Consider the following 15,612-nt stretch of genomic DNA (forward strand, 5'->3'; position numbering starts at 1 on the left):
TCATGTTCTTCAATTGAATTATTGATCATTCGATTGGATCAAATCGCTATCACTGGACTGCCCGCCAACAACGCCCGGCTCATTGCCACCATTGGAATTGCTACCACCATCCGGTGCCGTACCCCCAGTATTGTCGCCGCCGCCAAGACCCGTGCCAGAGCCAGAGCCCAGGCCAGAACCCGCTGCGCCGCCAGTGCCGGTCGTGCCAAAGGCACCACCGCCAGCAGAACCAAACCCGCCGCCACCAGAGGACACACCTCCGCCAGTCGTCCCTCCGGCCGGATTAACCGTCACGCGGCCACCACCTGTTCCGGTGCCTGTCGTGTTGATCACCGACGGGCTAATGGTTGCCGGAATACCAACCGGGGTCGTTCCGACATTCAGAACTGTTGGCGCGGCGAAGGCGGCAATCACGTTTGGTGTGACACCGGTCGTCGGGGCGTTCAGGTTAAACAGGGTATCAACCTGCGGGGTGCTGGGCGGTTTGGGCAGCGGTGCCGTTTTGGTCGCTGCCGGCGGCAGTTCGCGATTACGCCAGAAAGCATCATTGATGAAATAAGGCGCAAATTTTAGCGGACCGATTTCATAGGATGCGTCAAAGCCGGAAATGCCACCAATTGTCCCATACAGATTTGCCGTACCGGCCACTGCCACATTCAGGGATTTGACATTGATCTTCTGATCACTCGTTCCCTCTTTGGAACCGATCCGAATATCACCCGTCCCCGAGGTCATGACCAGATCGGTCGAGGTACCGATCAAACCGGCAATCGTGATGTCATCTCCGCTACGGATTGTCACCTTGCCCGACGGCAGGGTTGCAATCACACCGTCAATCGATTGCGGTTTGACCGCAATTTCATCAAGCAGATCAGTATCTTCCACCAGTTTCAACTTGCCAAGCGTAATCGGCCCGTTGGCTGCGGTGATATTGGCAGGCAACAGCAATTTGATGCCGCCCGTGTAAACCAGCCCGTCCAGAGCCGAAATGCTGGCCGTGCGGGCAAACTGGGTCACACCATTTTCACCGGCATTGATCGTCAACTTGCCAAGGGCGCTGGTATTGCCGAGGGCAAAGTCAAAAACGGTGGTATTGGTGTTCGCAAGATTGAGCGTCAGATCAGCATGGGAAACACTGTTGACAGCCCCCTTGAGCAACAGGGAACCTGATTGCGTATTAATGACCGTATCACCTGCAAGGAAACTGCCGCCATCAACCGTAAAGTCGGTATCGGTCTGATACGTCCCGTTCAGGGTCGTGGTGCCGGTATAGGTCTGATCCTGATCCGTCGTCACATCATGCAGGGCAATTGTGCCACCGGTAATCGTCAGGCTTGTGCTGTTGGTTACGGCCCCCTCAATGGCAACCGCACCCGTGCCCGCCGTCATGACGACATTGTCAGTGTTTCCATCCAGGGTACCTTTGATGGTGATGTCACCATTTGCCGCACTGGTATCAAAGGTGGTGGTTTCGATCTGCGGCAAACCACGCATCTGGATTTGTGCGGCCAAAGTCGCATTACCATCCACCAGGATTGACCCTGCCGTCAGATCGCCCGTGATACGGGTGGTCTGGCCGGTATAGCTTTGCGCACCTTTGGTGCTTACGGCATTGACCATCATTTGCGGGGCAATCAGTTCAACACTTGAACCAACACCGGCGTCAGTGTAATCCCCGACAAACTCGATCCTGTCAGAGGCTTCGACCTTCAACTGGGTTGCATTGCCGTTAACCGTGCTCAAGAACTGGACACGACCGCCTTCATTTTCATTCACGGCCTTAATGCTGGTCGCACCGGCCTTCAGGTAAGCTGCACCGCTGATCTCGACATTGCCAAGTTCACTTTCAATCGACACCGGCAGGGAAATACGACGACCACCAACCTGTTTGAAATCGTCAACGACTTTGACATTGGCATTGGTCCCAAAGACGATCTGCCCATCTGTCGGCAGATCGGCCTGGCTAACCGAAGTCGTCAGCGTGAGATATTGCAGAATATTGGTTCCGCCAATTGCTCCGCTAAAGTTAATCGCGCCAAAACCGGAATTGATTTCCAGGCCACGGGTGTTGGTACTGTCAATCGTACCACCAAAGGTCACATTGCTGTTGTTCGACGAGGTATTAATTATCGTGTTGGTATTACCCGTTAACAGGGCCGCCCCCGTTACCTTGAACTCACCCCCGGCAACATATGCACCGTTAAGATTGGCCGCACCATTATAGGTCTGGCTGCCAGACGAGGTAACATCCCCAACCGTGATATTCGCCCCTGTCAGATCGACACTGGCAATTTTAACCTTTGCCGAGCCGATGCTCACATCGCCCGTACCGGCATTGACCGTAAGCGATGTGTCCTCATTTGCATTGGTGCCCTCAATACTGCCGGTAACGGTGATATTGCCGTTATTCGACGAGATAAGGCTTAATGCCGTGCCTCTGGCCTGCACGTCACCCGTGATCGAAATGGCCGATGCCTGCAAATCACCATTGAGTATGGTCGTGCCTTTATAGGTCTGGCTGCCACCGGTGGTAAAGGCAGCGGTCGTAATGGTCGCACCCGTCACATCAAAGCTGGTGGTCTGGTTGCCGCCATTATAGTTCCCTGTCAGGGTCACATCCGACTGACCGGTATTGACAACAATCTTGTGACCATCAGCCAGGACAATTTTGTTCAGGACCACGTCAAGATCACCCAAGCCGGTGACAAATATATCACCGTCATGAGCATTCAAAACACCCGTCGACCGGTTTGCGGCGTAAGACGTATAGATATTACCCGTTCCGGTAACAGTCGCGTTCAGTGTATTGACATTGGTACTGAAGCTCTGGTTTTCGGTGCCAATACCGGCAAAGCTTTGCAACGACAGAATATTTGCCGTTACCGACGACTGGCTATCAACAAACGCGATGGCACCCGCTGTCGAGGTAAGATTGATTGTTCCGTTGGCACCGGTATCGATGGTGCCAACCGCAATATCGCCCGTTGTCGCTGTAATCTCTGCCGTGTGTCCATCGCCATGTGTGGTGATGTTCGCGCCTGAAACACCCACATTATTGGTTAATGTGACATTGTTATAAGCCGAAAGCGTTGCCACTGTCAGCGCACCGGTATTGGTGATAACAAGCGCACTACCGTTACCGTCCTGCACTTCGGCAAGGCTGGCTTTGAGGGCCGTAGCAGTGCTTTCAACCGTCGTCGTGCCGCCAGCCGAACCACTGTGCAGTTCGATCCCGTTGCTGGTGGTTGCTTCAAGTTTCAGCGTGCGCGGCATTGTCTGCGAGGTGCTGACGATGTCGTTTTTGCCAGACACATAGATCGATCCTGCCGTGACCGTATCATCAAGTGTCAGAACATCACCCGACGTCAGATACAATTTATCGACGGCGTTATCAAAGGCATCACTCCAGGTCACATTGCCCTTGGAACCGACCGCAATCGAAACAGCCCCGTCGGCTGTGATATTGTTCCCCAGCGTAATGGCGGCAGCACCCTGGTTAAAGATGGCAATCACCGAACCATTCGTGTGGGTTGCCGCGGCAAGACTGCTGACAATGACCTGAAGGGCGTCAATATCGGCAGTCTGGCCAGGCTGCCAGTCAAAGGCACCAATATTCTGCTTCGCATCAAGCGAAAGATCGCCAGAAATAAGCACCGGATTTTCACCAGTACCGCTACTGAGAATCGATCCCTCGGTTGCCTTCAGCGTAACCTTGGACGAAACTGGCTGGTTTTGCGGATCAAAGCTTGTGGCGCCCGCCATAACGGACCCGACAGTAAGATCGCCCGTTGCAGCGATGACGGTAATGTTGTTGCCATCGGTTTCGGCTTTTACATTGACCAGATCCACCGCATTGCCAGTGTTAACGAACAGCGAACCATTTACCAGACGCAACGCGTTTTGGGCTGTGCCCAGATCAACACCATTGGTGTTGTCGTCGGTAATGTAGGCATTGCCGGTCGCGATCGTGCCAATGATCTGGCCAACCGTGGTTTGCAGATTATTGGCATCCGAGCCCACACCACTAGCGGCGTTAACTTCAAGGGTGGAACCGACAATACGGGTTTCGGCAATCAAATCGTCAAGAACGCTGCCATTTTCCGAAGAAAGGACGATTTTACCATCCGTCGAGCTGCCTTTGGCATTAATCGCACCAAGAATAAGATTTCCGCCCTCGCCCGTGGTTGTGATCGTGATATTGCCTGCCGTACTGGAACTCCCCGCCGCCGAAACGGCACTGGCAACCAGAATGCTGGCCCCATTCGAGCCAGAGATTGAAATATCACCGCCGTTAGACGAAACCGAGGAGAAGGTGCCATCCACTGCCGAGCGCAAATAAATATCCGCACCTGCATTGGTCGCAGAGACCAGCACACGCTGTCCACTGGCGGCAATGGCGTTGTTCTGGGTTCCAACGCCATTGGCACCGGTCAGGCGCACCTCAAATGCACCAAGACTGCTATTGGCATTGCCAGCGTAAATGGCGCCATTCTTGGCAGACAGGTTGACTTTGCCAAAATTGGCACCCGCAGCCACACCGGTAGAACCACTATTGCCGCCAATTGTGATATTGCCGGATTTCGCATTAACGATGATGTTGTTGCCAACCGCGTCTTTGCCCACGGTAAGGTCTGTCAAACGGATATCACCATCTGAAACAATATCAATCGAACCATCGGTCGTGCTGGCAACAAGCTTGTTCGACATACCGTTCTGGGTATTAAGGTAAATATCCCCCTCACCCGTCACATGTGCCGTGAACTGACCTGTACCACTTCCCGAAAGCTGCAGGCGCGAGGTGCTTGAGCCAATACCGTCAGAAGCATTCAGGGTAATGTTACCGCTGCTCAGCGACAGGCTTTTGCCAACGCCGGTGAAGATCGAGCCATGCGTTGCCGTCAAGGCAAGGTCTTTGCCGGTGCCATAGCTCAGGCTGTCAACCGTAAGGTTCCCCGATGCAATCGTAATCGCAAGATCACCCGAGGTCGAAATCCCGTTCAATGCGAGATCATGCGCATTGTTAACGTTCATTCCGCCCGTGCCGGCTGTCGCAACAAGCGCATCAACATCAAGCATCAATGCCTGGCCACCAGATCCGATTGCTGAGTCGGAATTGGAGGCCGTCAGGGACAAAGACCCCGCTTTAAGCAATGAACTGCTATTGATCGAGGTAATATTGGCTGTTGTCTGATCATTACTTATAGCGCTGCTATAAGACGCAGAGAGCGTCACATTCCCGCTGCCAACATCAATTGAACCAATACGAAGGGACTCAATTGATTTGTATGTCAGATCAAGGCCGGTTGTATCCTCGATCTGAGTCAGCGTTGTCAGTGAAGAACCGTCACTCACTGCAAAGGTAAGATTTTGGGCGGAAATGGAGAGGCTTCCGCTGCTGTCATAGCTATTATTGATAGAATTTGTGCGATCAATTGACAGGCTGGTAAGGTCGCTATCGGAACTGACATAAATGTTACGTGGCGACTTGAGGTCAAGCTTGGTCGCATTTGTGCTGATCCCGGCGCCAGAAGCCCCAATGCTGCCCCGCGAAGCTGAAATCGAGAGTTTTCCCGCCGTAATGGAACTACCACCGCCTGACGCAAGAACAGAACCATAACCAGCCGTAATCGTAACCGCACCTGTGCCCGCAACAATGTCGTCAATCGTGACACTCTGGCTACTGCCGGACGACGTTCCCCCGGAAATGGTCACATCGGAGGCCGCAGAAACATTCCCAACGATCAAACCATAGGATTCCGTGATATTCACCGAACCATCGGCAACAGAACCCGTGCCTGTTCCATCGTTTGCAACTGCCGTAATCTGAAGCAGGGTGGTCGTACCACTGCCATTCGCTGACATTTGAATGGCACTCTGGCTACCGATCGAGCCATTGGCGATCAAAGTGACGTTACCGGTGTCATTGAGGGTTCCGCTTAGAATGGAACCACCCTGGTTATCAAGATAGAAATCGTTGCCATTGAGCGAAACCGTGCCAAGCGCGATATCGCCACTGGTATTTACGACAGTTGCTTTGCCGGTTCCCGAAATGTTGATAGTTCCAAGATCGGTACGGCCCTGCAACGCAAGCGAGACATCATTTTTGGCAGAGGCCGTAACGGTACCGCCCTTGATCTCGATTTCTGTACCGGTTCCACCGATTGAACCCGTGCTCGAATACAGTCTGACGACAGCAGCATTAACTGCCGTGCCATTAATGCCGTCACCGTAAATATTACCGGAATCTATATTTGAAACCGAAACCTGGCCCACACCGGCAAGGTCAATATCCTTGATCGTGACGTCATTGTCGCCAACAATGGACAGCGCCAGGCCGGTATTATCCGTGATGCTGTCATATGTAGAGCCGTTATTGGCATCCGCACTCCCAGAGAGAATGGCATGCGCCGCCAGGTCGAAATCTTGCGCTTGACCATCGGGATTGGACGTCAAATCCGTGATTTTATAGGTACCGCTCGCCCCGGTTCGGGTTGTCAAAGACAACTGGCTAAGCCTGCGCGTATCAAATAGGTAAACTGATCCGGTCGTATCAAGCTCCAGGGTCGCGGCCGAAACAACAAGACTGCCCCAGCCGTCCTTGCCAACTGCCGCATTTTCACGGGTAACAATTTTTACTGCCCCGGCGACGACTGGTTTGCTCAAGTCATTGCCATATATCCCGAACGACGAATTGTTGGTCTCAAGCGTAACGGAACCGGTCAGGGATGTATTGATCGTTCCAATATACAAACCACGTGTTGAATTAATTGAAAATACCAGACCCGTGTTATCGATGACTGTAGTGAGATTTGTCATGGCAGAGTCGGACATTAAAAAAGTCAGTTCCGGAGCCGTGACAATATAAGTCGGGTTGGTCTGGGCAATGTGCTCGGACTTGATAGAGAAAGACGCCAGATCCAGATGGTTATCAACATAAATGTCTGAACCGGTGGAAAGGCTCAGTTGTTTTGCTGTGGTCTGGATACGGGTGGTACCGTCGTCCTGCGCGCCCGTCGCCCCGATCGAATTCGTGGCGTTCAACGAGATGCTGCGCGCGATAAGCGAAGATGTGCCAAAAGCCGAAATATTATGCGCCGTACCCGTTGCCGAGATACTCAGCCACCGGCCTGCCCCCGCATTCAGCGTTCCGACTGAAACGTCTTTATCAGAAGAGAAACTGAAATCGATACCGGTCTTGTCAGCAAGATTCATGACCTGCATCGTTGCATTTGGGTCATCGACAATCGACAGGCTCAAGCTGGCATTGCTTTCCAATGTCTCGATGGCATAGCTATAATTCGGATTGGTGTGATGATTTGCCGTTACATCAAGTGAAAAGAGATCCGCGGCATTGGCAACAAAGATATTGCCGCCACCTACCAGTGTGAGATTCCGTGCGTCAGACTGAATAGAATTGCCATTCGCGCCAATGTCACCCTGTTTGACGACAAGCTGCACATTACGTGCGGAAATAGCCCGCTCACCTTCGGTAAGCAAATCTCCGTTGGTCACTTCAAGATCAATCGAGCTGCTATCTTCTGTCGCGGCAAAATTGGAGACCGTCAGTCCGCCATTATCCGAAATACGGGCCGATGTTTTGACAGTTCCCGACAATTTTTGTGCATCGACATGGAAATAATCCGACGAGCCATATCGATAAACCTGATTGGCATTCAGGGTCAGTTCGCCTGCAGTAATGACCTGATTGCTGGTCGTCGCCCGAATGTCGGCATTTGTCGCCGTCAGGGTCAGATTCCCGCTTGATCCAACATTCACACTGCCAACGGTAATCGTTTTGTCCGCCGTAATGTCAAGGTCAAGGCCGGACTGGGAAATCGAGCCAAGGCTGAAGCCATCAATGCCAGTAGACTTGTTTACAACACTTGAAAAAGTCAGCCCGGAGCTGGAAATCGAATAGGTAATGTCAGACGAACTCTGACCACTATCGACGTTCTTCCGATCAACATTCAGCTTCAGGCTATCAAGCGTCGCACTATTGATTACGTTGACATTGAAGCTCGAATCAATCGAAAGGTTTTGCGTATTTGTCGTCGCGGAAACGGACTCGTAAGAATTGAGGGTAACGTATCCGGCCGTGATCGTCCCAGATGATCTGGTGATAGATCCATGTTCATTCTGACCAGAGGCCTGACCCGTTGTGGTTAAGGAAACGGCCCCCGTCGAGGATGTCCCGGCGTCAATGGTACCCGTGCTGATTTGACGATCAATCGACAGGGTAAAATCAATTGCCGAACTGGTAGCCAAAGACAAGGCAACCTGGCTCCCGGTATCCGACAATGTCAGGCCGGCATTGTTGCTCCCGCTCAGGCTATAGGTCTGCCTGGTAGAGGTTTGGTCATCGACATGTGCCAAATCTAGCGTCAGTGCCTGCAGGGAGGACCCTGAATTATTGACCCAAAAGCTGCCTTTGGTCGTGATCGACAGATCACTCGTCTCCAGCTTTAACGCGGTACCAGACGCCCCGATTGCCCCATCTGTTTTGCTCGACGCATTGGTTTTAAGAACAACTTTTGCAGCATTAACAACCGTATTCGCATCAAAATTGGAAATATTGCTATTTGACCCGGTCGCTGTTGTTTCAAGCGACACGGTACCAGTTGCCGTGATGTTTTTGGCAATAATATTTTTGGCCGAAATCAGGCTGAAATCGCTCAGGGACTCAGTGCTTTCAACCGTCAGGCTGCTGGCACCGTCGGTGATGCTGACAGGCGCATTTACACCAAAATCAAATACCAGATCCCCCTGGGACGAGGCATTGGTACTGGTCACTGCAAGATGTGTCAGCGCCGTTGCGCTGGCAACACGAATATCCCCCGCCGATGTCACCGTGAGAGAAGACGTATCAAGATCCAGCGCATTGTTTTCGGCACCAATATGACCATTGGCACCCGCGCTTAGCGTAACACCACCAGCCGCCTTTACGACCGTGGTACTATTGCCATCGTTGAAAATTGAACCGCCAGACGTGATCGAAATGCTGCCATTGCGGACATCTAGCGCATCCAGCCTGATATTATTCGCAAGATTTAGAGAAAAATTCAGATCAGCATTGTGGTTTTGGTTATTGAGATTTGCCACCACAAAGGCATCAAGACCATTGTCATAATCCGTTGAGAATGTCAGCGAACTGCTGCTCACGGAAATATAGTGGGTTGATGTGGCTTCAATCGACAAGTCTGTCAAAACCGACGTCGCGGAAATATCAATACTGCTCCCGGCTTTCAGCGTCAGATCCGTTGCCGTTGTTTCAAGAGAAGTGATTACTCCTGAAGCATCAAGCGTCACCTTTGCAGCCTGGAGAGTTGAAGGATATACTTCCTTGTAAATCGCTCCGCCTGTCGCCGTCAGTGCAAGGGTCCCCGCGCCGTTGGCAACGGAGATATTCCCCGTACCAAGATTGCCGGACGTCAGGGTATAAGCTGCACTGGCACCACCCGCCGACATGGTAAGGATCGTACTGGCATGTGAACCCGACGTCAGGATCGTACCGCCCGCCTGCAAATCAACATTGGCGGCATTCAGGCTGAAAACCTTGGTGTAATCGCCATCGCTATCGCGACCGATATTCCCTTTTGACTCAATCGTGATCTTGCCCGAACCGGCATTGACGGAGCCGCTGCTGCTGCCGATAACGGCACCGTTATTCGTTGCAAGGTTAAAATCATGATGATTGGTGTTAATGCTGCCTTCCAGGGCAACATCACCATTGGCAAGAGCGACATCGATATCACCCTGCGCGGACATTGACGTGATTTTAAGCGTAGCGTCGTAATTCGACGATCCTGTCGGATTTTCCGACGCAATGTAAATGCCGCCACCTTGCGCGGTCGCGCTCAGGTTACCTGTAAGGATATCCAACTTTTTGTCGGCCGCGCCAATGGCTGCGTCGGCATTGAGCGATATCGAATTGGCCAGAATATAATTGCTGTCAACATTGTCATTCACAATGGCGCCGTCTGACGCAAGGCTGATCGACCCACTATAGGTAACGTCAATATTGCCGAGGGTCAGGTCATCATCAACATCAAGGCTGACATCCATGCCCGAAACGTCAAACAGATTATCAAGCGCATAGCCATCCTCGAGACTATTGGTCAAGGACAGCTCAAATCCCTGCGCTTCAATATCATAGACGTTGGCTTGTTGCGGATCGGCATGGCCCAACTTGATATTCAGGTTATACATATCGGAAATATTGCGCAGATAAATGTCCGACCCCGCATTGATGGTCAGATCATTCGCAATAACTTCCAGATAAGCAGCACTTTTGCCGATGCTGCCGCTTTCGGCAAACAAAGACAATGTTCCACCCGTGACAAGACGGGTATTTGTATCCCCATCGTCAGAAATATTGCCCCCGGCGGTCAGTGCCACCGTTGCATTATTCGTTGCAACCTGCCCGATAATAAGACTGCTATCTGACGTATAAGCAAATTCCGTCAGGTTGTTGCCAATAATTTTATTCAGCGAAACAGCACTTCCATCATCGGTAACATCAAAGTCCAGATGTTCCGAAGACAGTTGAACCACATTTGCCTGATTGGCATCATGTTTGTTGGTGATGCTGAGACTGGTCAGGGTGTTGTCAATGTTGTGAATGTAAATGTTTGCAGCATTGTCAACGGCAAGCTTGGTGACATAGGTTTTCAGATCGGCACCCGACGCCCCAAGGTTGCCCTGGGCGGCGAGAGATATGGATGCCGCGCGAATATTGTTATTGGCATCGACAGCCAGGATGTCCCCTGCATTTGCAGACAAAGTAAGGTCTGCTTTGGTATCAATCGTTGCTACGGTCAGATTACCGGACGCAGCCTTGATGGAAACAGTATTAGTTGAATCCCCGGTTTTGACATTTTTGGCAGTAAAGGCCTTGCTGTTGGTCAACTGAAGGCTGCCGCTGCTGCCCAGCGTGGTGATGTCCACGGTATTCACAGTGGTATTCAGCGTATTGGTAGAAGCGCCGCCTGCCACCACGGTTGCCGAAACAACAAGGTCATCCGCCGTTAGTGACGATGCCGTCACGTAACCGTTGGCCAAATTCAGCGTAACATCGCCACTGGTTCCGGCCACAAGCGACGTGATGGCAAGCGCCGCAGCATTATTACCCTCGGACGAGGAATCGACTGTGATGTCGATATTATTGGCATCAGAGGTAGAGGCCGACGTAATCGTGGTGCTGGTATGCGTGGTTAGATCAATTTTACCGTTTGCAGAAGACAGGTCATCAAACGTTACTGTTCCCGACGTCGGAACAACCTCCAGGTTGATATCACCTGCTGCCGACACGTCAAAAGCTGTGCTGTCTATCTTGAGATCGCGTGACTCTGTGCCGATGAAACCGGTCTCGGAAACCAGCCAGGCTTTTTCAACAGAAACGGGCGTCGCATCGCTGCCATCATCAACAAGATGAGAACCGGCTTTAATCAGAACTGTGCCAGATCCGACAACCACCTTCCCCAAGGTAATTATACCATCTGAAGAAAGGCTCGAGCCAAGAGTCTTGCCATCAACAAGCTCGCTCCCGCCCGCAGCTTCAAAGCTCGTTACCGTCAAACCACCATTGTCGGGTTGCTGGTTCGATATATACAAACCGCCGCTTTCGGTTGTCGCGCTTAACGAACTGATTTTGGTGGTCAGGCTACGAGACGCATTATTACCGGTAACACCATCGCGGACGGAGATGGCAAATTTACCGGCCGTAACATGCGGGTTTTCTGATGAACCTGCGCCATAAAGAGCACCACTATTTGCCGTCAGCGAAACATCACCGCTGCCAACATCAACAGCACCGATAGTGATGTTTTTCTCGCCGCTAAACGTAAAATTCAGTCCCGCAGCCTCAACAGTCTCGATGACGTAGGCATCTGTTGAATCCGAAAGCGTAAAAGTCTGCCCGGAAGCATTCAACTTATAAGTCTGATCACTGGCAGAAAGCAGATGATCCAAAGACAGATTCAGCGATGCAAGAGCCTGATTGTTGCTAATGGCAAAACTGCCCCCAGCTTCAACGGTAAGACCGGTGACATCGGTTGAAATCGCATTATCGGCAGCACCGATATTACCTGTGCCAGTCGTAATCGTGAGATTTTGCCCGATCAAAACAGGTGCGGTTTGCAGGCCTGATTTATTGTAAATCGAACCGGCAACAGAATTAACGGTAATATTGCCGGCAACAGCATTTACATTACCGGCAAATTCAACATCACGCGCAGCCTGAATGACAATCGCACCGCCATTTGAATTCAAGTTGGCAATGTTGGTAATATTGGCACCGGGCGATGTTGCCTGCAGCACGATATCACCGCCATTGGTCGAAATGCTGTCGGTCGCATCGGTAAAGGTAATACCACCCAATCCGGTTGATTTCAGCGTAAAGCTGTGGCCCGAGGCGGTTTGAAGACTAAGGCTGGTATCAACCGTAATCAGCCCGGTTGCTTCGAGGATAATATTTGATGTCCCGGCAATACCTTCGAGCACACTGGCAGAAATGGTATTGGCACCGCTATTGGCATCAGAACCGCCAACGGAACCGTCACCTGCATTTCCATCAAGGCTACCACCACTTCCCGCAACAATCGTCAGGCTGTCAGGATCCAGAAGGAACGTACCGGTATCGCCATTAAGGGCTGTCAGATCGACCGAACCGGTCAGTTTAACGCCCTTGTGGCTTGAAACCTCGGCAAAGCCGCCATTGCCGCCTTCGGCCCCACCCTTGGCGGAAATGCTGCCACCAAAGTCGGTCAGATTTTCGGAAAGAACCGTGACATTGCCGCCATTGCCATTCTCAATGGCATCGGCCTTCAGGCTGGCGTTTTTTGCAATGCTGACGTCGTTTGACCAAGCACCGGTGCCACGGCCATTTTCGCCGTCACCTTCGCTGCCAATGGCAACAAGGCCGCCACCGGATTTACCCGATGCGTCAATTTCCGCATCGGCACTTACGGCGATCTTGTCGCCGGTCGCAACAATGCTGCCGCCCGTTTCACCGGCATCATTGCCCGTTACCTTGAGGCTACCACCGGCAACAACCGCGCCATTATCACCACCAGAAAGAACAATCCGGCCATTGGATGTGGAGACACTATTGGCCTGAATCACACCCTGGGTGTTGATGACGTTATCAATAACGTCCTTCACGGCGCGGGCGGAAATGGCAACAACACCGCCATCTGCAATGATCGAGCCACTATTGCTGACCAGGGATGCAACCTGTACACCATCCTGGCCGACAGGGGCAGTATCCACATCGGCACTCACACCGAAGCTGAGCAGGCCGTCACCGTGAAAATCGAGGGAAAAAGTCTTTGCCCCGCCGAGCGAGACTTTGCCAAGGCGGGCATTGATGACACCGGCGTTCTGGACGTTTGGCGCCACAAGGGCGGCAAGCCCGGCATCACGAATGCTGATATTTCCGGCATTGATGATTGAGGCAGAGGGATCAGCAGAGGCAATATCAAAATTATAATTGCCCGCCATAAAATCGGCATCCCGAATATTGGCCGTTGTCGCAACCAGGCTGCCAACATCCACCCGTGATCCCGGGCCAAACACCACCCCGTTAGGGTTGACCAGCATAACGGTACCATTTGCCGTAATCGTCCCGAAAATGGCGGACGGGTCATTACCAACCACCCGGTTCAGGATCACGCTGCTTGCGCTGGGTTGCTGAAAATTAACCGTATTTCCGCTGCCGACATTAAAACTTTGCCAGTTCACAATGGCCGAGTTCGACCCCTGGACAACATTCATCGTATCGGGCGAAGACTGCCCAATCGTGACATTGCCACCAACAACAGTCCCCCCCTGCGGCAGGGCCGACTGGGCCTGTGCCGGATGGGCGGTTGCATAAAAGAATGAACCAAGTGCCGTTGCACCAGCCAGGATATTAAACGGCGTCAGGCCTTTTGCCTGGCGTTTACGCGCGGGGGCCATCGCTTCGCCTGCCTGCGGGTGCGACAATGCAGCACGCTTCGCAGCAGTTTTCAAGGGGCGACGTGACGGATTGGTAAAGCTGTTCTTGCTCATAATTTTGACCCGCGCTTAGAATTTGGCTGAAAGGGTGAAAAAGGCCTGGGGCTTTGTCGATGAATCCGACGTGGGTTTCCGGAACCCTTTTGCCACTTCAGCCGATGCAAAGAGATTTTCAAGAATGTTTATGCGTATACCGCCGCCAAAGGACGAGGCACTGGTTCGTTCATGGGAAACATTATCGTCAATATTCCAGACCTGTCCGGTATCGACAAAACTGTAGAACTGGACCCCGTTGGGGAAGACTTCAGGCATATCAGGCGAATAGCGGACTTCAAGAGAGGTCGCCCATCCATCGTCCCCCGAAAATTCGTTGTTATCAAAACCACGACCATAGTTTGCTCCGCCCAAGGCCATTTCCTCACTGGCAAGCAACGGGTCGACGGCATACTGCCCGGAAGCTGTGGCAAGAAGGCTGACAGTTTGTGTCACCTGCTGAACGCGTGTCAGGTCGATCGTTCCTTTGGTGAAGGAACCACTTGCATCCGCCCGCGATGCCAGCGGGTCTCCCTTCTCGGTGGCATTAAAAATACCCAGACCACGATGAATGGTCGCGCGAACAGCCGTAATGCCCTGAAAACTGTCCGTCAGATCGTAGCTGATTCCCGCCCGCGCGATATGTATCCGATCCCTGTTAAAGGGATTATCAAGCACATCCGTATCAATCGCGCGATATTCATATTCGCCAGATAAACGCAAATTTTGCAGTCGCGAACGGATCAGAGGATAGGTTGCAATGGCGCGCTCGGCCATAACCACACTATTGACATCCAGTGCATCAAGCTCTTTACCCGGCCGCGAACGGCCATAGCTTGAACTCAGTCCGAGCATCAAACCATCTTCCGAATACATGCCCTGATAATTGGCACTGATCGAAAAAGAGCGTTCAATTGGCGAGGAGAGCTGTGTCTGGATGCCAAGCTGATCACCATGTGATCCAAACGAATTGAACTGTACCAACCCCAATCCTTCGGCATTACCGGAATAGGGGGAGTTCCGGTTGTCAAACGAAACGGTACCAGAAACAGCATCACGGTCGGCTTCAACCAGCATTTCCGAACCACCCGTCGCATTTTCCGACGGCTTAAGGGTGGCACGAACCGTCATGCCTGCCAGGTCATTTGCCAAAAGCAGGCGCCGTTCCATTTCATCGACCGTCACCGGCGTTTTGCCAATCAGCGGACTCAACAGCCGTTTGATAGCTGCGCTAACCGGCCCGACGTCTTCCTGCACAACAATATCGGAAATAAAACCTTCAATGACGCGGACCTTAAAAACACCATCCGTAACTTCCTGAGGGGGAACAACGACACGCGAAATCACATATCCGGCATTGCGGTATTTTAGTTCGATATTTGCAGCAGCCTGGAAGGCATCGGCGACGGTAATCGTCTTGCCAAGCATATCCTGGTAAAACGGAGCCAATTCGTCCGCTGAAAAGGCAGTTGCACCTTCTATGACAAAAGACCGCAAAACAAAACTGGCTTGCTCAGCACCTTTCGGAACCTCGACAGCAGCAGAACCCGGTACGGAGATACTGCCAGCAGTATCTGCGGGCATTGG

2 protein-coding genes are annotated in these 15,612 nt (G+C 52.2%); both read right to left on the reverse strand.

The features are described 5' to 3' along the window. Positions 1 to 18: 18 nt before the first annotated feature. A complete protein-coding gene (locus tag LF95_RS21135) occupies positions 19 to 14,046 on the reverse strand; it encodes a beta strand repeat-containing protein (RefSeq protein WP_073957194.1) in 14,028 nt (4,675 codons plus the stop codon). Positions 14,047 to 14,061: 15 nt separating this feature from the next. After that, positions 14,062 to 15,609, reverse strand: a complete 1,548-nt coding sequence (locus LF95_RS21140; RefSeq protein WP_083607869.1) for a ShlB/FhaC/HecB family hemolysin secretion/activation protein — start codon at positions 15,607 to 15,609, stop codon at positions 14,062 to 14,064. Positions 15,610 to 15,612: the final 3 nt, after the last annotated feature.

Origin of the sequence: Thalassospira sp. TSL5-1, from assembly GCF_001907695.1 — a bacterium.
In the GTDB taxonomy this organism is placed as follows: domain Bacteria; phylum Pseudomonadota; class Alphaproteobacteria; order Rhodospirillales; family Thalassospiraceae; genus Thalassospira.